Raw genomic sequence first — 25,481 nt, forward strand, 5'->3', positions numbered from 1 at the left:
ATAGGAACAGTGCAAAGTAAAGACATAGCGTTAATACTTGCAAGTATTAACGCTATTTTTTTAATTAGTTTTACTGTAAGAGGTTAGAGGTGAATTTTAGAAAAATTTGAGTTTATTATTTTGAAATTCAAAATGGTACTTTTAAAAACTTCTATCCCATTTTAGAAACATATCGATTACTTCTTCATGATCTATAATCTCATTATTATCTTCCTGATTAAATCCAGCTTCTACTTCTTTTTCTTCCTTTAATTCTTTAGTCCAATTGTCCATAGTCGATAATTTTTGAATACTTCTTAAAGTTACGATTTATCTCGTTTATTTCAAAAAACTAATGTTATTTTTTCTTAAACAAAAAAGCTCAAACTTTAAAAGTTTGAGCTTCTATATAAAAACCTTAGCACCTTAGTCCCTTAGAACCTCAGATTAGACTATCGCTTTAACAACTGCTTTTGGGGCTTCTTTACGGGTTCCGTCGAAACCGTCTACACCAGAAACTGTAGTATATTTCAATACGTATTTTTTACCCGGGTTGATGATTCCATAAGCGGCCTGGCACATTAATGTCGCTTCGTGGAAACCACAAAGGATTAATTTTAGTTTTCCAGGGTAAGTGTTTATATCTCCAATAGCGAAGATTCCCGGAATATTTGTCTGGTAATCTAAGGCATTGTTTACTTTGATTGCATTTTTCTCAATTTCTAATCCCCAGTCTCCGATTGGACCTAATTTTGGAGTTAATCCGAAAAGTGGGATAAAATAGTCACATTCGATTTTACGGTGTGCTCCGTTTTCTTCGATATCTAATGATTCAACGTGCTCTGCTCCGTTAATTCCGATAACTTCTGCTGGTGTAATTAATTTAATTTTTCCAGCTGTTTTTAATTCCTGTACTTTTTCTACAGAATCTAAAGCGCCTCTAAATTCGTTTCTTCTGTGAATTAAAGTTACTTCTGAAGCTACATTTGCTAAGAAAATACTCCAGTCTAATGCTGAATCTCCTCCTCCTGCAATTACAACTCTTTTGTCTCTGAATTTCTCCGGATTTTTGATGAAGTACTTAACTCCTTTATCTTCATAAAACTCAATATCTTCTATAAGTGGTTTACGAGGCTCAAAACTTCCTAAACCTCCTGCGATAGCAATAACCGGCGCGTGAAATTTAGTTCCTTTATTTGAAGTTACAATGAAAGATCCGTCTTCTTGTTTGTCGATAGTTTCAGCACGTTCTCCTAATGTAAATCCTGGTTCAAATTGCTTAATTTGTTCCATTAAACCATCCACTAAATCTCCGGCTAAAACTTCTGGAAAACCTGGAATATCATAAATAGGTTTCTTAGGATATAATTCTGAAAGCTGTCCTCCTGGCTGAGGCAAAGCATCTAAAATATGGCATTTTAATTTTAATAATCCTGCCTCGAAAACGGCAAATAAACCTGTTGGGCCTGCTCCAATTATAAGTATATCTGTTTTAATCATTATGTTGTTGTTTATAATCATTCTTAATAACGCAAAGAAACGAATAAATCCTTGTACTTTCAATGATTTTTATCATTAATTTCTTTCCGAAACTTTTTACTCTTTATTTTTTAGCGAAGAGGTAATCTCATTCATTCTTTTTACCTTTTCTTCAAAATCGCCTTTTAAGGTTTGTCTGTATTCGTTCAGGTTCTCAACCATTTGGTTGATATCTTCCGGAATCATCGGGTTAAAACCCGACGCTACAATATGAACCGTTCCTCCGGAACTCTATTGCTCCTTATTTTTCAATGAATTAGTTATTTCGTTCATTCGTTTTACCTTTTCCTCAAAATCGCCTTTTAAAGTTTTCCTGTATTCGTTCAGGTTCTCGACCATTTGGTTGATGTCCTCCGGAATTACTTCTTCAAAAAACTCCCGAAGCCTTTTAGCCGTTGTTGGTGATTTTCCGTTGGTTGAGATGGCGATTTTGACATTTCCTTTTGTTACAATTCCGCCCAGATAATAATCACATAAGTCCGGCGTATCAGCAATATTGCAAATCAAATAACGTTTTCTCGACAATTCGTAAACTCTTTTATTCACTTTCAAATCGTCTGTACAGGCAATTACCATGTGACGTTTTTTGAGCATTCTCTTTTTGAACTTCGCCTCCGTCAATGTAATGGAAGGATGTTTTTCGGCCAAAACTTTAATTTCTAAATGAAAATCCGGCGCGACAACTTCAACATTTGCATTTGGACTTGATTTTAGCAGGAAAGAAAGCTTTTCCAAACCTACATTTCCACCGCCCACAATTAGAACATTCAGATTGTGAAGCTTTAAAAATATCGGGTATAATTCGTTTTGTTCCATTTTAATTTAATTTCATCCAATCAAAATTAGATGATTTTTTGATGAATATTGAATTAAATATTCATCCGTTCCTGAGGTTGAAACCTCAGGCTATGTTTTCTTATCTTTCGTTTATTCCCCGGATTAATCCCGAAGCCTCGGGACGGCGGTACAATATGAATTGTTCCTTCTCCCTTGGGTTGAAACCCAAGGCTATGTTTTCTTATCTTGTAATTTCTTTTGATAGAAATTCTTCGTAAAATCCTTTTAATTTATTGCTTTCGCGGACAACTTCACCTAAAACGATAATTGCTGGTGAACCTAATTCTTTTTCTGTTACAATATTTAAAATTGAATCTACTGTTCCAACACCTACTTTTTCTTCCGAAGTTGTTCCATTTTGAATGATTGCAACGGGTAAATTTCCTTTATTCTCTTTTTGAAACAAATCGATTATCTGAGGCAATTTGTGCATTCCCATCAAAATCACAACGGTTGCTGATGATTGCGCTGCCAAAGCTACATCTGAGGATAATTTTCTATCAGAAGTTGTTCCGGTAATGGCCCAAAAGCTTTCTGAAACACCTCGTTTTGTAATCGAAATTCCCTGACTCGCAGGAACGGCAACTACAGATGAAATTCCGGGAACCACTATGGTTTCAATTCCGAAACTTTCTGCAAATTCCACTTCTTCGCTTCCTCTTCCAAAAATAAATGGATCTCCGCCTTTTAACCGAACTACATTTCCGTAGGTCAAAGCATTATCCACAATCAATTGATTGATTTGATCCTGCGTGTAAGCATGATTTCCTATTCTCTTTCCAACAAAAATTCGGATAGCACTTTTTGGTGCATAATCCAGAATTTCTTCGTTGGCTAAAGCGTCATATAAAACCACATTTGCTTCAGCCAATGCCTTTACAGCTTTCAGCGTAAGTAAATCAGGATCACCGGGACCTGCACCAACTAAAGTTATTTTGGGTTTTATATTAAGCATTTGCTAATTCCTGAGCTCTGTATTTTTCTATAATGGCAAAAAATGCAATCCCTTCCTGAATATATTGTTTTGCAAATGCTTCAGTTGGTTCATTTTGATTGATTTGATATACTAATTCTCTGAATGTTGTTGGCAATACAATTTTAGCATTTGCAACAAAAACAGTATCAAATAAATCTACAATTCCTGCATGGTTATTTGTTTTTTCATTTTCTGAAAGCAACAAGGCTTTTGCTCCGTTTACAAATCCGGCGTAAGCGTGATAGATAGCATCTGACCATTTTCCTTCGTCAAAAGATTCTTGTGCGAACGTTAATTTATCTTTTGCTTCTAATAATAAGGTAGCAACCAAATCAATCACAACTCCGGCACATTCTCCCACTCCAACTGCTTTTACGTAATTGTCTGCGTTACCCCAATCTACAAAATCAGCTTCTGTTAAATTGGTTACATCTGCGAAAGGTTTTAAGATTTCATAGAAATATTTCTCTCCTTTTATATCGTAATAATTAAGGAATTTTTCTCCGTTTGCATTCGCATCAAAATCGTTTAAGATGGTACGTAATGCATCTGGTCCTCTACGGCTTGGAATTTTAATTACCTTATCGGCAAAACGTCCTGCTCCGTTTCCTAATCTTCCTCCTCCTAACAAAACTTGTAAAGCCGGAGCAACCAGTTTACCTGAGTTGATAGACATTCCCTGGAATCCAATAGCAGACATATTGTGTTGTCCGCAGGCATTCATACAGCCCGAAATTTTAATTTCGATTTCGCGGTTGTTTAAATACTGAGGATATTCAGCCGTTAAAACTCTTTCTAATTCTTCTGCAATACCGGTACTACTTGCAATCCCCAAATTACAAGTATCAGTACCCGGACATGCCGTAATATCTCCAATTGAATTATATCCTAACTGAACAAAGTCCAATTTGGCTAATTCCTGATAAAAGAAAGGTAAATTCTCTTCTTTTATATGACGTATTACAATATTTTGACGCAATGAAAAACGTAATTCATTTGCTCCGTAATTTTTAATTAAAGCGGCTAATAATCTTGCTTTATCAGTATAAAAATCTCCTAATAAAACTTTGATTCCGATAGCATAATAACCGTCTTGTTTTTGCTTGATTACATTCGAATTTTTCCACGCTTCATACGCTGCAGTATCTTCGATTGTAACTTGCGGAACTTCTAATAACGGTTCCGGAATCGGACCATCAAAAGCGGTTGTATCTATTTCGTATGTTTCAAAAGCGATGGCTTTTTTCTCCTTTTCAACCAAATCAAGGAAAACATCTCTTCCCATTTCTTTGATTAAGAATTTCATACGGGCTTTCATTCTTTTGGCACGCTCACCATATCGGTCAAAAATACGGATGATTCCTTCTGCTGTCGGAATGATTTCGTTTACCGGAACAAACTCTGAAAGTAATTCGGCATGCGCTGGCTGAGATCCTAAACCTCCTCCGAACATGATTTTGAAACCTTTTTGTCCGTCTTTAATTTTCGGAATAAATCCTAAATCGTGTAAATAACTCAAAGCCGTATCTTCGTCTGAAGAGGAGAACGAAATTTTGAATTTACGTCCCATTTCCTGACAAATCGGGTTTCTTAACAGATATTGAAAAAGTCCGTGTGCATAAGGCGAAACATCAAATGGTTCGTTTACGTCTACACCTGCTAATTCGCTTCCTGTAATATTTCTAACGGTGTTTCCACAAGCTTCACGAAGTGTGATATCGTCTTTAGCCAAATCTGCCCAAAGTTCTGGTGTTCTGTCCAAACTTACGTAGTGAATCTGGATATCCTGACGTGTTGTAATGTGCAAACGTCCTGTAGAATATTCATCAGAAACTTGTGTGATACGCACTAATTGCTCGCTGGTCACTTTACCATAAGGCAATTTGATACGAATCATCTGAACGCCTTCCTGACGTTGCCCGTAAATTCCACGCGCTAAACGAAGACTACGAAAACGCTCATCATCAATTTTTCCTCCACGGAATAAGTGAATCTTTTTTTCTAATTCGATAATCTCTCTTTGAACTACCGGATTTTCTATTTCTGTTCTAAAACTTTCCATTTCTTTTACGCTTTAGGCTTTAAGCTTTAGGCTATAAGCTTTTTTACTTTCTTGCTTTAGGCTTTAGGCAATAAGCTTTAAGCTTTCCTAAATACCTGAGATATATTTTTTAGCTTAAAGCCTATAGCTTATAGCTTACAGCAGTGAAACTATCTAATGAATCCTACTCCTGCTGTTGTGTTTGTTGCTGTATCAATTAAGATAAAAGCTCCGTTTGATTTATTTTCGTTGTAAGCGTCAAAATATAAAGGCTTGCTTAATTTGATGCTTACTTCTCCGATTTCGTTGATTGCTAATTGTGAAGCTTCTTTTGTTCCGGAATAGTCGGTTGAAATTGTATTTTTGATACTTTCTACTTTGGCTAAAACCGAATTGGTATTGTGCTGTACAATATATTTTGTTCCTGCAACCAGTTTCTTACTGTCCATCCAGCAAACTGTTGTTGTAATTTCTTTTTCAATTTTTGGAAGTTCTGATGATTTTACAATCATATCGCCCCTCGTAACATTGATATCATTTTCTAATTCGATTGTGATAGATGAACCTGCAACGGCTTCATCAAATGTTTTATCGAAAAAGTGAATTTTAGATACTTTTGATTCGGTTAAAGAAGGAAGAACCGTAACGGCATCTCCAACTTTTATCGAGTTTCCGTATAATTTTCCTGCGTAACCTCTAAAATCGTGGTATTCTTCTGTTTTTGGACGAATCACGGTTTGAACCGGAAAACGTGCTTTTCCTGCTTCAAAAACATCAGAAGCATGTAATCCTTCTAAATGTTCCAAAACCGTTTGTCCGTCATACCAAGGCATGTTTTCTGATTTATCAACCACGTTTCCGCCGTTGATAGCGCTTAATGGAATGTAACTTACGTTTTGTTCTTTGAATGTGCTTTTTGCATTTAATGCCTGGAAATCAGCTTTGATTTTATTGAAAACTTCTTCTGAATAATCAACTAAATCCATTTTATTAATCGCAACAATTACTTCTTTTACTCGCAATAAATTATTGATAAAAAAGTGACGGTAAGTCTGCTCAATAACTCCTTTTCTGGCATCAATTAAAATGATAGAAACCTGAGAAGTTGAAGCTCCTGTAACCATGTTTCTTGTATATTCTACGTGACCCGGAGTATCGGCAATAATGTAACTTTTCTTTGCAGTTGAAAAATAAATATGCGCAACGTCAATCGTGATTCCTTGTTCTCTTTCTGCTACTAATCCATCAGTTGCTAAAGAAAAATCAAGGTAATCGTATCCTTTTTGTTTACTGCTTTTTTCGATTGCTTCTATCTTATCAGTGGTCAATGATTTTGTGTCGTACAATAATCTCCCGATCAAAGTACTTTTTCCGTCATCTACACTTCCTGCTGTTGCTATTTTTAAAACTTCCATTCTGTAATATTTTGTTTCAGGTTTATTTTTTTTGTTTCAAGTTTCACGTTGCTTCCCTTTGAACTAAAATTTAAATCTGTATGTTTTTGTTTTCTTGATTTTTACTTTTAAAATTCCGTTCAGAATTGCATTTACAATTAACAATTCATAATTAACAATTATTAAAAGTATCCTTGTTGTTTTCTCTTTTCCATTGCGGCTTCAGAACGTTTATCATCGATTCTGGCTCCTCTTTCGGAAATCGTTGATTCTCTAATTTCACCTACAACTTGTTCGATTGTTGCTGCGTACGATTCAACTGCAGCGGTACAACTCATATCTCCAACGGTTCTGAAGCGAACAATTCTTTCTTCGATTTGTTCGTCTTCTTCCTGATACACAAAAGGAGAATGCGACCAGATTAAACCGTCTCTCAAAAAAACTTTTCTTTTATGTGAAAAATAGATCGATGGAATTTCGATGTGTTCTTTTTCGATATAACTCCAAACATCTAATTCTGTCCAGTTTGAAATTGGGAAAACACGAACGTTTTGTCCATTTTCAATTTTTCCATTCAAAATGTCAAACAATTCAGGTCTCTGATTTTTTTCGTCCCATTGTCCGAAATCATCACGAACAGAGAAAATACGTTCCTTAGCTCTTGCTTTTTCTTCATCACGACGTGCGCCTCCAATACAAGCATCAAACTTAAATTCTTCAATTGCATCTAAAAGTGTTGTCGTTTGCAGGCTGTTTCTACTAGAATATTTTCCTGTTTCTTCCACCACTTTTCCTTCATCAATAGCATCCTGAACATTACGAACGATCAACTCCAAACCTAATTCTTCTACTAATTTATCTCTAAAAGCAATTGTTTCAGGGAAATTGTGTCCCGTATCAACGTGCAATAGAGGAAACGGAATCTTAGCAGGGAAAAATGCTTTTTGTGCCAAACGCACTAATGTGATAGAATCTTTTCCTCCTGAGAAAAGTAAAACCGGTTTGTCAAACTGTGAAATTACTTCTCTGAAAATGTATATCGCTTCACTCTCTAAAGCGTTTGTTTTTAATACTGAACTCATTTTTGTTTTTTGTTTCAAGTTTTAAGTTTCAGGTTTTTGATTGTGAGTTACCCTAAATCTTTCACTTTGTTATTCTCTTAATACTTAATTCTATTCTCTTAATTCTAAAAAGACTTTATTCTTTTTTAGCACTATGCAAACCACACTCTTTATGGCTTGATTCCCACCACCATCTTCCGGCTCTGATATCTTCACCTGGAAAAATGGCTCTTGTACAAGGAGCGCAACCAATACTTACGAAACCTTGTTTGTGCAAGGCATTTTGCGGTACATTGTTTTCTGACAGATACGTTTCAACTTCTTCTAAAGTCCATTTTAGTAACGGATTGAATTTGATGATTTCAAAGCCTCCATCGTATTCAAACAAATGTAAATCTTGTCTGTTTTCTGATTGTTCGGCTCTTAAACCTGTAATCCAGACTGAATTTCCTGCCAAAGCTTTTCTTAACGGAACAACCTTTCGAATAAAACAGCACTCTTTTCTGTTTTCAACGGAATCGTAAAAGCTGTTTGGTCCTTTAGCTTTTAACAGATTTTCAACCGCTGCTGCTTCCGGAAAAAAAACCTCGATTGGTCTTTTGTATTTTTTTAATGTTTTGTGAAAAACATCGTAAGTTTCCTGAAACAATCTTCCGGTATCTAAAGTAAAAACGGTAATATCTGTGTTGCTTTTTGCAATAAAATCAGTTATTACCTGATCTTCCTGTCCAAAAGAAGTAGAAAAAATTACTTTTCCCGGAAATTTTTCTGCTAAAAAAACTAAGGTTTCATCCAGCGAAAAATCTTTTGTTTTATCTAATAATTCTTGTACAATAATCGCACTCATAATCTCTCTTCCTTTCTAAAATTATTTTGACAATAATTTAGATAATGTTTTTAAACTCAATAATATAATTAGAATTCCAACTGCAACCATCATTGGCTTTCTTTTGATTTTGTTTACCAAAAATGCTGCTAACGGGGCTGAAATAACTCCTCCTAAAATCAATCCGATGATTACCTGCCAGCCGTGGATTCCTCCAAAAAGCATGAATGTTATACCACTTGCAAATGAAATGGCAAACTCTGCCGCATTTACCGAACCAATCGTATATCTCGGATTTCTTCCTCTTCCCAACAAAGTTGAAGTCACAATCGGACCCCAGCCTCCACCTCCAACTGAATCCATAAAACCTCCAAAAACAGCCAAAACGCCAAGTTTTTTAGTTTTCTTTTTTACAATTGTTTTTTTCAGTGCTTTTCTAATAATAATAATTGCCAAAACAATCATATAAACTGCAATAAATGGTTTGATAATTTCTCCGTTTATAACATCTGACAATAAATAAGCTCCTGTAATAGAACCTAAAACTCCCGGAATTAATAAATGTTTTACCAGTTTTTTATTGATATTTCCAAAACGATGGTGAGAAAGTGCCGATGCTCCCGTAGTAAACATTTCTGAAACGTGAACTGCCGTACTGCTTACAACCGGCGGAACTCCATAAGCCAGTAAAAACGACGTTGAAGTTGCTCCATAACCCATTCCTAAAGTTCCATCAACCAACTGAGCAAAAACTCCAATGGCAAAAAACACTAAGAATTCTTCATTAAATCCTTCTACCAATCCGTTCCAGGAAAATTCTGCGTGATGATTATAAATTAATACAGATAATAAACCTATTAGTAAAACAACCGGAATTCCGATCCAAAGCTTTTCTTTCAAAGAATCAGCAGTATTTATTTTCAGTTCTTTTTCCATATTAACAAGTTTAAATCTGTTTCAAAAATCTATTACCCTATCGGCTTAGTAGATTACTTTGCAAAAGTACTATTTATTTGTAATATTCAAAACAATATTTGGATTTTTTTAAACCTTAAGCAGCATATTAATTCGGTTGTAGAGAGATATTTACAATTTAAACCTGTTTATTTAACAAATAAGCAGTCTTATACATTAATTCTAACAATATCGACGCCCTGAAAATTTGTTTTTTAAATACATTTTTAATCTCTACAATATCTATAGGATAATTATAAAAATGTCGTATTTTAGCGCCAAATTTTTTTTATGGATTTTCAGATTGGTCTTGTCATTGCAGGTTTAGCGGTTGGATTTATTGTTGGATTAACAGGTGTTGGAGGTGGTTCTTTGATGACGCCAATTTTATTATACTTTGGTATTCCTCCGACTAAAGCAGTTGGGACCGATTTGCTTTATGCCGCTTTTACCAAAGCCGGCGGTGTATTTGTACACAACAAAAAGGGAAACATCAACTGGAAAATCACAGGCTGGCTTACTTTAGGAAGTGTCCCTGCAGCTCTTGTAACTTTATGGATTTTAAATAGCATTAAAACAGATATCGAAACTATAAATCGGGTCATTAAATACAGTTTAGGCTGGGCATTATTGTTTACTTCTGTTGCTATTATATTCAAAAAGAAACTTTTGAATTTTTCTCAAAAACATGCCGGGGATAAATTCCATAACGAAAGTACTACTCAAAATATGCTCACTATTGGTATTGGGGTTTTACTGGGGGCAACTGTAACTTTAACTTCTATTGGAGCGGGAGCACTTGGAACGGTAACGTTATTTTTTCTTTATCCGTTATTGCCAACACCCCGCCTGGTTGGTACTGAAATTGCACATGCTGTTCCTTTGACGCTTGTTGCGGGAATTGGCCATGCATCTATGGGAAATCTGGACTTGATTTTACTGGGACAATTATTATTAGGCTCTCTTCCTGGAATTTTTATCGGAAGTATGTTAAGCGGAAAGGTTCCGGATCAGTTTCTTAGAAATGCGATTGCTGTAATGCTTTTCATTGCCGGATATAAACTGATTTTTTAATCCCAATTTATATAAAATTAAAAAGACCATTTCATTGCTACTGAAATGGTCTTTTTTTTATCTTATGAAATCTGTTAAAAGGCAATATCTGCCAAAGAATTACTTTCTAATATTTTGAGTGTATTATCACGAACTTCTGTCATTAAACGTCTTGCAGCACAAGTAGATTCATCATCGCAGTCATCACATCTTTCGTAAAAATTATGACTGGCACAAGGCAATAATGCAATTGGACCTTCAAGAATTCTGTAGACTTTTGCCATGCTGATGTCTTTTGGGTCTTTGATCAAATAATAACCGCCGCCCTTTCCTTTTTTGGCTCCAAGAAATCCTGAATTTCTTAGCAGCAATAAAATACTTTCCAGAAATTTTATCGAAATATGTTCGCTTTTTGCAATTTCGGCTATTTGTACAGGTTCGTTATTTTCTCGTCTGGCTAAATAGGTTAAAGCTTTAATTCCGTATTTTGTTTTCTTTGAAAGCATTTTTATATTTTAGGTTGTAGACTGTATTTTTTGCCTGATGCGATGAAAATACAGTTTGCTTGTTTTCTGCAACAAAAATAAACTTTTTAAATGAGAATATAACAGATTGAAAAGTATATTCTACTAAATTAGTATAGTTTAACTAATTTATCCTCTGTTATCCTTTTACAAGCTTATTCTTTTATGCCGATTAAATTAAGACTCTGCTTCTGTAACACCAATTAATTTCAATTCATGAAACAATCTTACCTCTTCTTCTAAAGCTTTTTTGTTTACAACATAGGTATCCGAAATAGAATCATGCCATCCTCTGTTTCCTAGAAAAGAGAAATTATCAAAAGGAATAAGTCGTGAAAAAGATCTTTTGACTACGGATCCAAAATCTGGTTTTTCTCCATTTTCATCAACCAGAACTGTCCCGGTAATAAACTTACCTATTGATCTTCCAAAAATTCCTTCTGTCACAAAAAAATAGGATAAGTATATAAACATCAACACCATATTCCATCCAAAATCTCCCAGATCATCCATTGCTTCTCTCAATCCATCCAGGCCAAACAGGCCAATAAGAATGCCGACAAACATACAGATCATCACAAATATGATGATAACAAATATGAAATCTAAAATGTAATTTAAAAAGCGTTGTCCGCCGGAAGCCAGCAAAGTTTCATCAAGAATATAAGTAGAGTTGCTCATGTGTAATTGGTTTTTTTATGGTTGTTAATGTTTTAGTTATAGAACAACAAAAATATACTTTTTGACGAAAGAATTATAAAAAAGAAAGAAAAGTCTACCTTAAATTATTACAAATTGCGAAAGCATTTTTTTGCTGTAAATACAACTGGTGATTTTCATTTTCTAAAATTTCGCCTGATACTTTTAAGTCGGAAAACCACTTTGAATCTGGCTTATTCAAATCTTTTTCTCCAAAGTATAATTTGATTTTGCAATTTGGAACTTCAGTTTCAAAACGCAATCTTGTGGATGAAACTGCAATTAACTTAGATACTTTCAAACCTTTTAAAGATGCTTTCCAGGCAATTGTTCCTCCTATACTAAATCCTAAAACGGCTATTTCTTTTTTTTCATAAACCAATAATGCATTTATAACATTTTCTATTCCGTCATTTAGGAATTGATTATGAATACTTGTTTCATCATGATCTGGCGAAATACCTGCCAACTCAAGAATATTATAATATTGAATATCGAAATGTGATTCTAATATCGTGGTATAATAATGTAGCCATTCCGGGCTTTTACCTCCAAATAAATCCGGTAAAATAACCAATCTGGGTTTTGACATAAATTTTAAAACTAAATTTCAGATACTAAAAAGGGCTATTAAATAAATAGCCCTTTCAAAATTTTTATATTAATCTGTTAAGCAAGTGCCTGCTTCAAATCTGCAATAACATCTTCTACTGTTTCTAAACCAACCGAAACACGAACCAAACCTTGTGTGATTCCTACTGCCAATTGATCTTCTTCAGACAATTTGCTGTGTGTTGTTGATGCCGGATGCGTAACAATTGTTCTGGTATCTCCAATATTGGCTGATAATGAACAAAGTTGTATGGCATTCAGGAATTTTCTTCCTGATTCAATTCCGCCTTTGATTTCAAATGCGATGATATTTCCACCAGCTTTCATTTGTCTTTTCGCAATTTCATATTGAGGGTGCGATTTCAGAAATGGATATTTAACACTATTTACGTTTGGATGGCTTTCTAAAAATTCAGCTACTTTTAAGGCATTTTCACAATGTCTGTCAACCCGAACTGCCAATGTTTCTAAACTTTTTGACAAAACCCAGGCATTAAATGGCGATAAAGCCGGCCCTGTATTTCTTGAAAACAAATAAATTTGTCTGATCAAATCTGCATTTCCAACAGTAACACCTCCTAAAACACGTCCTTGTCCGTCGATTAATTTGGTTGCAGAATGGATAACCAGATGCGCTCCAAATTTAATTGGCTGTTGTAAATATGGCGTTGCAAAGCAATTGTCAATCACTAAAATCAGATTGTGTTTTTTAGCAATATCTCCCAATAATTGCAAATCAATTACATCAACTCCAGGATTTGTCGGAGATTCGGCATATAATATTTTGGTATTTGGTTTAATAAAACTCTCGATTGTCTCCGGTTTATTAATTTCAAAATAAGAAGTTTCAATATTCCATTTTGGAAAATAAGTCATAAACAAAGCATGGGTAGAACCAAAAACACTGCTTGCCGAAACAATATGATCACCTGAATTTAATAACGCAGCAAAAGTCGAATATACGGCCGCCATTCCTGTTGCAAAAGCATAACCGGATTCAGCACCTTCCATTTTGCAGATTTTATCGACAAACTCCGAGGTGTTCGGATTGCTGAAACGGCTGTAGATATTTCTTTCTTTTTCTTCTGTAAACGAAGCTCTCATATCTTCGGCATCTTCAAATACAAAGCTTGACGATAAGTATAATGGCACCGAATGTTCTAAATATTGCGATCTTTCTAATTGTGTTCTAATGGCTTGTGTTTCAAAACCAAATTCTTCTGTATTCATTGTGTTGTTTTTTTGTTTTGTTTCAAGTTTCAGGTTTCAAGTTTTTGCTGTGAGTTAAAAACCTGAACTTAAATTCAAATTGTTTAGAATTAATTACCCAATTGCCTGATTAACTCATTTTCTAATTCTTATAAAGTTTCGTTGTTCAAAACAACTTTATATTTAATTGTTGCTGTTGGCTCAACTGTTTTTGCTACTGAACAATATTTCTCGAAAGAAAGCTGTGCCGCACGTTGGGCTTTTTCCGGATTGATATCGCCTTCTAAGTAGAAAACCACATCAATTTCCTTAAAAGGTTTTGCTTCGTCTATCTGAACGCGTGTTCCTTCAACCTCAGCGTTAAAAGAAGTGATTTCCTGACGCTGTTTTTTTAGGATCGAAATCATATCAATAGCACTGCATCCCGCAACGCCCATTAATACCAATTCCATCGGACTTGCACCCAGGTCACTCCCTCCAAATTCAGCTCTGCTGTCAACGTCAACTACATGGCCGCGTTCATTTTTTACTTTGAAATGAAATGCGTCATTTACTCTGTTTAGGGTTACTTTCATTGTGTTGTTATTTTTTTTTGTTTTTTATTCTCAGTATTGTCACACCAGAATCAATCTAAAATCTACAGTCTAAAATCTAAAATCAAATTACTCCTTATCCGATAATCTCAAAATATCTCCAAAAACGCCTCTCGCTGTAACTGCAGAACCTGCACCGGCTCCCTGAATTACAATTGGTCTGTCTCCGTAAGATTCTGTATAAATTTCGAAGAATGAATCTGAGCCTTTTAATCCGCCCAAAGCAGTATCAGCAGGAACAGAAACTAATTTTACTTCCAAAATTCCTTTGTCATTTTGCAGATCTCCGGATAATTCTCCGATATATCTTAAAACATGATTTGGTTTTTGATCTGCTTTTACTTTTTCGTAAACCGGATCGAATTCTTTTAGTCTGGTTAAGAAATCAGAAACATTTCCTTCACGTAAATGTTCCGGAATCAGGTTCTGGATAGAGATTTCTTCAAACTCATTTTGTAAATCTAATTCTCTTGCCAGAATCAATAGTTTTCTTCCAACATCGTTACCGCATAAATCTTCACGCGGGTCTGGTTCTGTGTATCCATTATCAATTGCTTCCTGCAGGATTTCACTAAACGGAATATCTTTCGCAGAAAAATTGTTAAATAAATAGCTTAATGTTCCGGAGAAAACTCCTTTTATTTTGGTAATATTTTCACCCGAAAGGTGTAATAATTTGATGGTATCAATTAATGGCAATCCTGCACCAACATTCGTTTCGTACAAATAATTCTTTTGATTTTCTGCCAATGCCTTTCTGATTTCCTTATAAAAACCATAACTCAGTGTATTGGCCACTTTATTTGAAGAAATCAGGTCAAAACTGCTTTCTATAAGTGAAATATAATTCTCTACAAATGATGCGCTTGCCGTATTATCAATGGCTATTAGGTTTTCTAAATGGTGCTCATTCGCGTAGGCGATAACATCATTAATAGTGTATTCAAGACCTTCTTTTTGAATATCGTTTTTCCAGTCTGAAGTTACTCCATATTTATTTAAAAGCACCTTTTTAGAATTTGCGATAGCAAAAACATTCAGCTTAATTCCTTTTCGTTTTTCGATTGCTGCTGTTGATTCTAATATTTGATTTATCAAAGTTCCGCCCACTAATCCGTGACCGAAAATAGCAATGTTGATTTTTTTAGAAACTCCGAAAATCTCTCCGTGAATTACACTTAAGGCTCTGTTTAGTTCCGATTTTTTTACCACCAAACTCACGTTTTTGCCCGTAACGGTATTATTGAATAAGATCGGAACTATTTTATTTTTGATTAAAGCGGTGTAAGGTTTATGAAAGGTACTCAGATCCTGACCGATAATCGAAATTACCGATACATTATCTGTAACCGTAATTTGGTTGACATCTTTAGAGTAAAAGTCATTTTCGAACTCTTTTTCTAATTCAACCATTGCTGTTGTTGCTTTTTCTGTAGCCACAACCAATCCGATTCCTCTTTCTGAAGATCCCTGCGAAATAATACTCACACTGATATTATGATCGCCCATTACCTTAAAAATTCGGGCATCGACACCTGCTTTTCCAAGTAATCCGCGTCCTTCAAGATTTACCAGCGACACGTTTTCTAATACAGAAAGCGTTTTAATTCCTTCTTTTGCTGAATCTGAAGTAATTAATGTTCCTCTGTTTTCGTGGTTGAAAGTATTTAAAATTCGTAACGGGATATTTTTTTCCAATAACGGAATTATCGTTTTAGCGTGCAGGATGGTTGCTCCAAAATTGGCCAGTTCATTGGCTTCGTTAAAAGATAAAAATTCTATCTTTTTTGCATCTGCCACCAAATCAGGATTTGCGGTATAAATTCCGTCAACATGTGTAAAGTTCTGAAGCTCTTCTGCATTTAAATAATTTGCGATTAAAGAGGCAGTATAATTGCTTCCGTTTCTTCCTAAAGTAGTTGTATCGTTATTGTTGTTTGAACCAATAAAACCGGTTACAATATTGACAGTTTTTCCGTTGTGTTCTTTAAAATAGTTCACAACATTTTTCTTTGAAAGCTGTTCAAGAGGCTGAGCGTCTCCAAATTTAGAATCTGTTTTTAAAAGATATCTTGTGTCAACAAAATTGGCAGGAATTCCTTTTTCTAACAAAATCGCAGTCAATAATCTCGCAGAAAGCAATTCTCCTTTAGACAAAATCTGGTCTTTGATTTTATTGCTGTAATCGCCAATCAAACTTACTCCTTCAAAAAGTTTATCCAATACATTAAATTCTTCTGATAAATCAACCTGTGGATAATCTGAAATCTGATATTTTTTAAAGTTTTCTAATAATTCTTTGTAACTGCCGTTTTTTGCAGCAATACTTAAAATAAATTCCAGCTCGTCTGTGGCATTTCCGCGTGCAGAAACAACAACGGCAATTTGTTCGCCCTGATTTACTTTATCTGTAATAATGGAAACAACTTTGTTAAGTCCTTCTCCGTTTGATAATGATTTACCTCCAAATTTTAATACTTTCATTTTATCTTCTTATTGTTTCTGCCTTAAAAATATCGGCAAGTAAATGGTCTAATTGTTTGTACTCGATTAAAAAAGCGTCATGTCCGTGAACCGAATCTATTTCGCTGTAAAAAACATTGTCTTTGAACTTTTTTAATTCCTCATAAGTTTCGCGATTTTCTCTTGGTGTAAAAAACAAGTCCGAATTGATTCCGATAATATGAATCGAGGCATTTGTTTTAGACATCAGTGTTTCAAAATCGTCGCTGTTTCTGGTAATATCTATGGTTTTAAGCAATTGGTTCATCAGTTTATAGGATGACAACTGATATCTCTTTTGTAATTTCTCCCCGTGATGCGCCAGCCAGCTTTCGATATTAAAAACAGAAAGATTGGTATTAAGCGTTCTCTGAAATTTTTCTTTGAATGATTCCGGAGATCTGTAACACAACATGGCATGAATTCGGGCATCTTCAATTGGTTTTGAAGAATTGTTCAGGATCTGCTCCTGCAAAAAGCAATTAGCAATCATCCAGTCGGTCGATTTCCAGTCTGTTGCAATCGGAATCAGATGTTCTGTAATGTTTGGCTGCAAAGCCAACATTTCCCAGGCAATTCCACCGCCAACAGAACCTCCGATTATAGCATGAACCTGATTAATCATAAGAGATTCAAGTCCTTTTAAAAAAATTCTGGCAATATCTCTTGTGGTAAAATCCTGATAGTTCTCAATGATGTAAGCATCATTTCCGTTACCGGGAACATTAAATGCCAGAACGGTATAAAGACTGGTGTCAATCGTTTTTCCGTTTCCTATTAAATCACTCCACCAGCCGTTTTCTCCTGTAACCTCAGCGTTTCCTGTCAGGGCATGATTAACCAGAACAATTGGAGCACTATGCAATGGCAAACCTGAAAGTGTAAAACTTAAAGGTAATGTATGATAAAGTGCACCATTCTCTGTGGTGAAATTTTGTATGTTTATAGGGTTTGGTATATTTTCCAATTTCAAATCTGTTGTATTATTGATTTGTATCTGGAAATATTAGAAAGAAAGTCTAGATGAAACCAGACAAATTCTTGTTGTTATCTTTCCACGTTTGGGTGTGGTAGAATGCAGCACCTTCTTCGAATTAACGAAGGGTTGCTAAGGATTCATCGGGTCTAATCCCTCGTCCTTTCTTTATAACATTTCAATACGTTTCTGAACTTAACGGTGCAAATTAACTACTATTTTCTTAAACAAGCAAATTTATCTGAATCAAAATCTTCAAATCAATGAATATAATTCAAACGAAAAACTATTGTACGCAAAAATTTACCGAACGTAATGCCCAGTAAAATTAAGCGGGGTTTGCCCTATCCGGTGATACTTTTCGATTTAAATGAAAAGTGTTTCATTCTCTTTAGAATACATCAAAAACAATAATGAATTTGGTACTTTTTTCTCTGTGTTTTTATCTGTTTCCGCAATTCCGAAACTTGGGTGAATCAATTCGTTTGTCGGCGGTGGATTATTTTTATTGCTTCTGTTTTTCAATTTAGAAAATGCTCTTGTTAAGTAATTTGTTGTTTTCATGATATTAAGTTTTAGTTCAGTTGTGTTTTATAATCTTTATTAATCTTTTATTTTTTTGTTAAGCAGCCAAATGGAATAAAAAAACCCTTTTGGTTTTTGATGCCAAAAGGGTTTAAGTTGTTTAAACTCATATATTCTTTTGGAATCAGCAGACGCATACGCAAATAGATGCGACAGTGAACATCTTGTTCATCTGTAGGGACTTATTCATCTGTGATTTATTTATTATTTTAAAAAATTTCTGCATTTTGTATAATTTAAAAAGCCTCCTAAAATTAATCGGGAGGCTTTGCATATAATTATTGTTTTCTTACAATTTTTAAGCAATAGACTTCCCAACGGTTTTTACCGTAATGGCGCAAAACATTTTTGAGACTTTCCAGTTCATTGATTAGCTTTTGGGTTTAACAAATATGCAATTTTATTTTTAATTACACAAATGAAAATCAATAAATTAATACGAAAATCCGACAAAAAATGACTTTTTAACGATATAAAACATCTTACAAAACTTTTGTTTGATAAAAACAAAGTAAAAACTTACAAATATCATGATTTGATCCGTAAAATATCTCCACAAATCAGTTTATCAAAGAACATTACTAAAAACTTATTTAGTCTTTTAAAGCCAGACTGCTTCCTTATTTTTGATTTTTTCGGCTACTTTTAGGATATCCGTTATAATTCCACGCGAAATTGCCTGTTTGCATGCCGAAGCACTTTTTATTACAATAGGCACATCGGCATAAGATTGTGTGTAGATCTCAAAAATAGTATCCGATCCTTTCAGTTGTCCTATAGCTGATGTGACAGGCTCTGAAATCAATTTTACTTCCAGTGTATTTTTCTGAATATCAAATTCGCCAACATATCTCAGGACATGGTTATCTGACTGGGTAATTTTTGCAATTTTAAAAGATCTGTCAATTGCATCTTTGTTAAGAGTACCGTTTTTCTCGAGATGTTCTTCTTTTATAAGTGAATCAATTTTAATGTCTGAAAGCTCAAAATCCTTTCCTATTTCTCTCGTTAAGATCAGCAGCTTTTTTGCCGTATCATTTCCGGATAAATCCTCTTTAAAAGTATAACGCATAAAGCCTAAAAGACTTGCATCTTTAAGAACGGATGAAAAAGTAACCTCATCTGATGAGAATCGATTGAAAACATAACTCAGGTTATCAGAAAAAACGCCACGGATTTTCGTGATTTTTTCGCCCGAATAATATAAGTCCCTTAACGGCTGTAAAACAGGAACTCCCATATCTACTGATGTTTCATACAAAAATTCTTTATCGTACTTTTTAAGGTTCTCTCTTATTTCCTTATAAAGTTCGATTGGCAGTGTATTGGCTTTTTTATTTACTGCTACAATATTAAATCCGTTCTGGATTAACGTATTATAGTGGTTGATCAGCTCGTCGCTCGCTGTCGCATCTACAGCAATTAGATTCTCAAATTCGTTTTCTTTCGCAAATTCAACAATATCTTCTACTTTGAACGGAACGGCCAATTGTACAAAATTGGTCTCCCAGGCATATCCAACGCCTTCTTTCTCAAAAAAAGCTACCGTAGAGTTGGTGATGATCGGAAAATGAAAATCAATGTTTTTGTTTTGAAGAAAAAACTCCTGACTTTCTATGATCTGATTGATTAATGTGCTTCCGATATTACCGATTCCGAAAAGGATAATATTTATTTTAAGCTTTGACATAATTTTAATCTATTAAGGTTAATTAAACCATATTAAATGACATGAGTTCTAAATATCACTAACGTATATGATTTTAACGCACAGTTGAGACGCATTTCATGCGTTTCTTCTAACCAGACGCACTACTTGCGGCTCTTCTAAATCAGACTACTGCTTGCGGCTCTTCTAATAAGGCCGTACTGCTTGCGTCTTTTCTAACCAGACGCACTGCTTGCGGCTCTTCTAATCAGGCCGCACAGCAGTGCGGCTCTACAATATGGTTAAAATTTATCTATATTCTTTTTTATAAAAAATCACCTCTAGCAAAACTCACATTGCTAAAGGCAATTTTTCAAACAAAAAACAAAAAAACCTAATTCTTATTGATACTGTATTGCGATTGCGTAACGTTTGCAAAAACCGTTTGCAGATCTGCAATTAAATCTTCAATATCTTCTATTCCGACAGAGAGACGAACCAAATCTTTAGAAACTCCTGTCTCTAATTGCTCATCATCAGTCAATTGCTGATGCGTTGTGCTCGCCGGATGAATAATTAATGATTTTGTATCTCCTATATTGGCTAAAAGCGAAAATAATTTTGTTTGGTCTACTACTTTTTTCGCAGCTTCAAAACCGCCTTTTAGTCCGAAAGTGATAATTCCGCTTTGGCCTTCCGGCAGGTATTCTTTTGCCAAATCAAAATATTTATTCGACTTTAAACCCGGATAATTTACCCACACAACCTCATCCTGCTGCTCTAACCATTCGGCCAGGGCCAATGCATTTTCACTGTGTTTCTTAATTCGGATTGGCAGTGTTTCTAATCCCTGAATAATCTGAAAAGCATTAAACGGACTCAAAGCTGAACCAAAATCACGTAACCCTTCAATTCTTGCTTTTGCAATAAAAGCAGCATTTCCTAAAGCTTCGTGATAAACCAGGCCATGATATCCTGCAGATGGTTCTGTAAATTCAGGGAATTTTCCGTTTGACCAGTCAAAAGTTCCGGCATCGATTATAACACCTCCTAATGAAGTTCCGTTTCCTGAAATATATTTGGTTAAAGAGTGAATCACAATATTTGCTCCGTATTCAATTGGTTTTAATAAATAAGGAGTTGCAACAGTGTTGTCTACAATAAAAGGAACTTTAAAAGATTTGGCTTCTACCGAAATGGCTTTCAGGTCCAACACATCCAATTTTGGGTTTCCGAGAGATTCTACAAAGAAGGCTCTTGTATTTTCTTTTGCCGCTTTAGTGAAGTTTTTTGCATCTGAAGGATCTACAAATGTTGTTGTAATGCCTAGTCTTGGCAGAGTCACTTTTAATAAGTTGTACGTTCCGCCATACAAACTGTTTGATGCAACGATATGATCGCCGGCTTTTAGTAAAGTCAATAGTGTTGTAGAAATTGCCGATGCTCCCGATGCCGTAACAACTGCGGCAATTCCGCCTTCAAGTGCTGCTAATCTTTGTTCTAAAACATCATTTGTCGGGTTATTTAATCTTGTGTAAATAAATCCGGCTTCGGCCAAACCGAAAAGACTGGCGGCGTGATCCGAATCATTAAAAACATATGATGATGTCTGATAGATAGGTACTGCTCGTGTTCCTGAATTTTTAGTAACATCGTGTCCTGCGTGTAATGCGGTTGTTGCAAATTTTTGTGTACTCATGATTTCTTATTTTTTAATATTGTTAATAGTAGATATTGCGATTGCGATTGATTTTAAGCGAAGTAATCCTCTTCTTCCAGATCATACATTTGAAACAGTAATGATTTCTGTCCCTTCATATGTTCCATATTTAGTTCTGCAGTTTGTATAGATTGTTCTTCTCTATTTGTATTTTTTTGAGAATCTGTTCTCAGTAAATACTCCATCGCGATTGAATTTAGTGTTTTCATAATTTATTAATTTAAAAAGTGTTGGAATAAAAAACCCTTTTGGCTGGCTTACCAAAAGGGTTTATAGTTTAACTATAACAAAGATTTATCTTTCACTTTTGGCAACAGCAGTTTTTAGCGCATTTACGCATACAACATATCATCATTTTTTCTGCTATTGTTTTCATTTTTATAATATTGAATTTCTAAATTATTTTAATTCGACTAATTCGATAGAGTAAATATAATAACTATTTTCTAACTACCAACTATAATTTATTTTTTTTAACATTTAAAAGAGAATTTTCTTTTCAGGTATTTTAAAAATCTCTCTAAAATCAAGGCATTCGCTGTTTATTGGCAAGGAAAATGTTTTTATTTATTTTTAAAATTTAAAGCTTAAACGGGCAAAACCAAACCTTCCGTTTAATCCAAACTGCGATACTGCTCTGGAATAGGCAAACTGATTGCCATTTGTCAAATCTACGCTTGGTGCCGGAGATAATGTTGGTGTTGTGTTTGTAAAGGCAGGTGTTGCCGGATTATTTCTGTCCGGATAAACATCTCCTATATTATTAACCCCGATTGTAACTCTGAATTTTTCGTTGATTTGATATCCTAAAGACAAATCGGTAACAATTTTTGCACTGTATTCCGGGTGTTCGTATACTGAAGAAAATCCGTCTAAATTAACGTCTGTCGCCCCCGGGTCTGTTACTTTTCCGAAATAGCTGTTTCTTAAATAAATATCCAGTTTTTTAATATTGAAAGTAGTTGTCAGGTTGGCTTTTAGTTTTGGAATTGCTTCTTCTAAATAAACCCTGCTTGATTCCGGGAAAAACGAATATATATAAGGATCACCTCCTGCATTAATAATTGACTGCGGAACGTTTAAATCTCCGACTCTCTTTGTTTCATTAAAGCTGACAGCAAAATCATTTCTGATTGTAAAATCCTGAATAACATCATATTTTTGAGAAATCACCACATCTACTCCTTTTGTTTCTGAGTTAATTCCGTTTGTCCAGAAAGAAGCTCTTTCGACACCTTTTAAATCAAATGCTTCCTGAAATAAAGTTAAAGCTTCTGCTTGTTCAGGAGAAGTTGCGCCCGTAATCTGCGCATCTGTAGGTCTTGAATATTGTCCTGTTAAAACTATTCTGTCATCAATTCTTGTGAAGTAGGCATCTGTTGAAATGGTAATATTTGCTGATGGGATTTTGAACGTAAATCCTGTACTTACACTTTTAGATTTCTCTGGTTTTAGGTTTTCGACACCAATACTTTTTGCCGCATCTGAATCGTTTGTAAAATACCCAACCTGATACGGAGATCCGCTTATGAATTGCGTAGAACTGCTTTCAAAGTATTTTTGTTGTAATGAAGGTGCTCTAAAACCGGTTTGACCTGAAACTCTCCAATTGATAAAATTATTCAGTTTTAAAAGAGAAGCTAATTTAAAAATTACCGTGTTACCAAAATCTGAATAATTCTCCAAACGTGCAGCTCCGTTCAAAAGCCAGTTTTCGGTTGGATTTAATTCCAGATCTAAATAAGCAGCAACACTTTTTCTGTCTTTTTCTTTGGCATCTGAAGGCTGAAAACCAGCAAATCCCTGTGCTCCCGCCCCTCTTTTATTTCCGAAGAAATCAGTAACAATTAATGGTGAAGTTGTTGGCAAAGTTCCTGAAACAAAATTTCCGTTTACATCATATAAACCGTATGAAGCTTGCTCTCCGGCTTCTATCTGATAATTTTCATATCTGAATTCTCCCCCAAAAGCAACATTCAGGCCTTTTAGAATATCCAGCTTTTTACTAAAGTCTAAATTGGTTGTACTTTGCAGAAATGAAACTTTTCCGGCATCAAAACTAGTGGGTGATTGTGTTCCCAAAGTGGCATTGATTGTATTGTTTACGCCATATTTAAAAGAGTTTGTTCCCAAATTTGAACTGATATCAGTATCAAAACCAAATAATTGAGTGGTAAGTCCTAATGCAGCGGAAGTATCTAATATGTCTGATTCTATTTCAGGTAAAAATCCGTTTGAATACACTTGCGTAAAAGTTCCGGAACCGTTCGGAAGCCTGTTAAAAGCATACGATTTTCCGTTTCTGTATGAAACGCCTCCAAAAGAATAAAGTGAAGTTATATCCGTGAGAGGGTATTTACCATTAAAATACAATTGCCCGGTAGCCAGTTCTGACTGACCAACACTCATATTATAATCGCTTCTTTGCTGCCCTCTGTAATTCAACTCATTATTGGTTACATCAAAATTTAAAGCCGTTTGCAATTGAGGAATTGTATTAGCAGAAGAAATTGCAGTTTGCTGCGCTGGCGTAAAATACCCGACCTGCGGTGCATATTGTTGCAAAGTACTGATAATTTCAGCCGAATTTGGAGTTGTATTGATATTGCTAAATAGTGAATTTACATCTACTCCATTTTGGGCTGCTCTGTTTTCGACAGCATTGTACGCATTAAAAATAGCATTATTCCTAATTCCTGCGCGGCTTGTGGCTTGCCTGGTCAGTGCGCTTCCCGTAAAATTCAGGTAACTTCCTTCTTTGCCTAAAGAGGTTCCGTAATTTAAATCTAACTGCAAAGATTCTCCGTCGCTTCCGCCCTCAAAATTATTTGATCCTGAAGACAGGTTTGCTCCGTACTGAATATCTCCCGAAATATATTTGGCATTCTTTTTAAGAACAATATTGATTACTCCTGCAATGGCATCAGAACCATATTGTGCAGCCGCTCCGTCTCTTAAAACCTCAATTCTTTCTATTGCGTATGATGGAATTGCATTAAGATCGGTACCTACAGAACCTCTTCCCGGAGATCCGTTTATGTTTACTAATGCGCTGGTATGTCTTCGTTTTCCATTCACCAAAATCAAAACCTGATCCGGTCCTAACCCTCTTAATTGCGCCGGATCGACGTGATCTGTCCCATCTGCTGTAGAAGTAGGATTGCTGGTAAAGGATGGCGCTACATAATTTAATATTTGTGTCACACTGGTTTGTGGTGATCCTTTTGTTATATCTGCGATATTAAAGATATCTATAGGAACAGGCACATCTGTTTTTACTCTGTTTTTACTTCTTGAACCTATAATTGTCACTTCAGACAATTCATTGTTTTGCAAAGTATCTTTTTCTGTTTTATTATCCTGAGCGTACAATCCTGAAAATGTTGCCAACCCAAAAAGTAATAGTAATTTATTTTTCATCTTCTTAAATAGTATTTAATTGGTGGTTAATGTTTATTATTGATCCTGCCTGTATTTCACTTTAGTCCAAAAAAAAACCTCTGCGGCTGGCAGAGGTTTTTATATTATATATTTGAAAATAATCTACAATAGTCTCTCTGCGGAAGTTTCCGGCATCATACAAGACATATTATTCTTTGAGATTAAATTCATGTTTTTTTTATTTTCTTCTATTTTGATTTGGCAAATTTGGTAACTTTTTTCTGAACTACCAAACAAAATGAGAAAATATTTCTATTACCCTATCAAAGTAGTATGTTATGTTAAATTTCTGCGTAATAAAACAAAAAAAGC

General features: G+C 34.9%; 22 protein-coding genes, 1 pseudogene and 1 riboswitch. Of the genes and pseudogenes, 1 reads left to right on the plus strand and 22 read right to left on the minus strand.

The window, feature by feature from the left end:
- Window positions 1-141: 141 nt before the first annotated feature.
- The 10 genes and pseudogenes from DCO46_RS23315 to DCO46_RS02040 all read right to left on the minus strand — a co-directional run bounded on the left by DCO46_RS23315 (window position 142) and on the right by DCO46_RS02040 (window position 9,589).
- A complete protein-coding gene (locus tag DCO46_RS23315; RefSeq protein ID WP_262509777.1) occupies window positions 142-273 on the minus strand; it encodes a hypothetical protein in 132 nt (43 codons plus the stop codon).
- Between the two features lie 153 nt (window positions 274-426).
- Window positions 427-1,479, minus strand: coding sequence for an NAD(P)/FAD-dependent oxidoreductase (locus DCO46_RS02000; protein ID WP_116750931.1), 1,053 nt, complete (start codon window positions 1,477-1,479; stop codon window positions 427-429).
- Window positions 1,480-1,575: 96 nt separating this feature from the next.
- A pseudogene (locus DCO46_RS02005) lies at window positions 1,576-1,701 on the minus strand (bifunctional precorrin-2 dehydrogenase/sirohydrochlorin ferrochelatase); the annotation flags it as partial.
- A gap of 48 nt (window positions 1,702-1,749) precedes the next feature.
- Window positions 1,750-2,334, minus strand: coding sequence for a bifunctional precorrin-2 dehydrogenase/sirohydrochlorin ferrochelatase (locus DCO46_RS02010; RefSeq protein ID WP_116750932.1), 585 nt, complete (start codon window positions 2,332-2,334; stop codon window positions 1,750-1,752).
- A 202-nt stretch (window positions 2,335-2,536) separates the two neighbouring features.
- Window positions 2,537-3,310, minus strand: coding sequence for a uroporphyrinogen-III C-methyltransferase (gene cobA, locus DCO46_RS02015; protein ID WP_116750933.1), 774 nt, complete (start codon window positions 3,308-3,310; stop codon window positions 2,537-2,539).
- Complete coding sequence (locus tag DCO46_RS02020) at window positions 3,303-5,393, minus strand: nitrite/sulfite reductase (protein ID WP_116750934.1); 2,091 nt, start codon at window positions 5,391-5,393, stop codon at window positions 3,303-3,305. The genes cobA and DCO46_RS02020 overlap by 8 nt, the downstream gene beginning before the upstream one ends.
- 149 nt (window positions 5,394-5,542) lie before the next feature.
- Window positions 5,543-6,787, minus strand: coding sequence for a sulfate adenylyltransferase subunit 1 (locus DCO46_RS02025; RefSeq protein WP_116750935.1), 1,245 nt, complete (start codon window positions 6,785-6,787; stop codon window positions 5,543-5,545).
- 161 nt (window positions 6,788-6,948) lie between these two features.
- Entirely contained in the window at window positions 6,949-7,848 is a 900-nt protein-coding gene (gene cysD, locus DCO46_RS02030; protein ID WP_116750936.1) for a sulfate adenylyltransferase subunit CysD, read from the minus strand.
- A 115-nt stretch (window positions 7,849-7,963) separates the two neighbouring features.
- A complete protein-coding gene (locus DCO46_RS02035; RefSeq protein ID WP_116750937.1) occupies window positions 7,964-8,674 on the minus strand; it encodes a phosphoadenylyl-sulfate reductase in 711 nt (236 codons plus the stop codon).
- A gap of 21 nt (window positions 8,675-8,695) precedes the next feature.
- On the minus strand, window positions 8,696-9,589 hold the full coding sequence (locus DCO46_RS02040) for a sulfite exporter TauE/SafE family protein (protein ID WP_116750938.1): 894 nt from the start codon (window positions 9,587-9,589) through the stop codon (window positions 8,696-8,698).
- 309 nt (window positions 9,590-9,898) lie between these two features.
- Between DCO46_RS02040 and DCO46_RS02045 the strand changes: the two genes are divergently transcribed.
- A complete protein-coding gene (locus tag DCO46_RS02045) occupies window positions 9,899-10,681 on the plus strand; it encodes a sulfite exporter TauE/SafE family protein (protein WP_116750939.1) in 783 nt (260 codons plus the stop codon).
- A 74-nt stretch (window positions 10,682-10,755) separates the two neighbouring features.
- On the opposite strand, the gene DCO46_RS02050 is transcribed toward DCO46_RS02045, so the two are convergent.
- The 12 genes from DCO46_RS02050 to DCO46_RS02100 all read right to left on the minus strand — a co-directional run bounded on the left by DCO46_RS02050 (window position 10,756) and on the right by DCO46_RS02100 (window position 25,148).
- Window positions 10,756-11,166, minus strand: coding sequence for an RrF2 family transcriptional regulator (locus DCO46_RS02050; RefSeq protein WP_008466594.1), 411 nt, complete (start codon window positions 11,164-11,166; stop codon window positions 10,756-10,758).
- A 195-nt stretch (window positions 11,167-11,361) separates the two neighbouring features.
- Window positions 11,362-11,865, minus strand: a complete 504-nt coding sequence (locus DCO46_RS02055) for an RDD family protein (protein ID WP_116750940.1) — start codon at window positions 11,863-11,865, stop codon at window positions 11,362-11,364.
- Between the two features lie 94 nt (window positions 11,866-11,959).
- Window positions 11,960-12,475, minus strand: coding sequence for an alpha/beta hydrolase (locus tag DCO46_RS02060; protein WP_116750941.1), 516 nt, complete (start codon window positions 12,473-12,475; stop codon window positions 11,960-11,962).
- Between the two features lie 77 nt (window positions 12,476-12,552).
- Window positions 12,553-13,725: a trans-sulfuration enzyme family protein gene (locus DCO46_RS02065; protein WP_116750942.1), complete on the minus strand. Its 1,173-nt coding sequence runs from the start codon at window positions 13,723-13,725 to the stop codon at window positions 12,553-12,555.
- A 128-nt stretch (window positions 13,726-13,853) separates the two neighbouring features.
- A complete protein-coding gene (locus tag DCO46_RS02070) occupies window positions 13,854-14,279 on the minus strand; it encodes an OsmC family protein (protein ID WP_116750943.1) in 426 nt (141 codons plus the stop codon).
- 87 nt (window positions 14,280-14,366) lie between these two features.
- The gene (gene thrA, locus DCO46_RS02075) at window positions 14,367-16,781 is read right to left on the minus strand and encodes a bifunctional aspartate kinase/homoserine dehydrogenase I (RefSeq protein WP_116750944.1); all 2,415 of its coding nucleotides are present in this window, start codon (window positions 16,779-16,781) and stop codon (window positions 14,367-14,369) included.
- A gap of 1 nt (window position 16,782) precedes the next feature.
- Window positions 16,783-17,766, minus strand: a complete 984-nt coding sequence (locus DCO46_RS02080) for an alpha/beta fold hydrolase (protein WP_243416234.1) — start codon at window positions 17,764-17,766, stop codon at window positions 16,783-16,785.
- Between the two features lie 77 nt (window positions 17,767-17,843).
- Window positions 17,844-17,952: riboswitch (SAM riboswitch) on the minus strand.
- 189 nt (window positions 17,953-18,141) lie between these two features.
- On the minus strand, window positions 18,142-18,339 hold the full coding sequence (locus DCO46_RS02085) for a hypothetical protein (protein ID WP_116750946.1): 198 nt from the start codon (window positions 18,337-18,339) through the stop codon (window positions 18,142-18,144).
- A gap of 622 nt (window positions 18,340-18,961) precedes the next feature.
- The gene (locus tag DCO46_RS02090) at window positions 18,962-20,050 is read right to left on the minus strand and encodes an aspartate kinase (protein WP_116750947.1); all 1,089 of its coding nucleotides are present in this window, start codon (window positions 20,048-20,050) and stop codon (window positions 18,962-18,964) included.
- Window positions 20,051-20,402: 352 nt separating this feature from the next.
- Entirely contained in the window at window positions 20,403-21,707 is a 1,305-nt protein-coding gene (locus DCO46_RS02095; protein WP_116750948.1) for an O-acetylhomoserine aminocarboxypropyltransferase/cysteine synthase family protein, read from the minus strand.
- 53 nt (window positions 21,708-21,760) lie between these two features.
- A complete protein-coding gene (locus DCO46_RS22595) occupies window positions 21,761-21,937 on the minus strand; it encodes a hypothetical protein (RefSeq protein ID WP_165828780.1) in 177 nt (58 codons plus the stop codon).
- Window positions 21,938-22,301: 364 nt separating this feature from the next.
- A complete protein-coding gene (locus tag DCO46_RS02100; RefSeq protein ID WP_116750949.1) occupies window positions 22,302-25,148 on the minus strand; it encodes a TonB-dependent receptor plug domain-containing protein in 2,847 nt (948 codons plus the stop codon).
- Between the last annotated feature and the right edge of the window lie 333 nt (window positions 25,149-25,481).

Origin of the sequence: Flavobacterium sp. HTF (assembly GCF_003105115.1) — a bacterium.
GTDB lineage: Bacteria > Bacteroidota > Bacteroidia > Flavobacteriales > Flavobacteriaceae > Flavobacterium.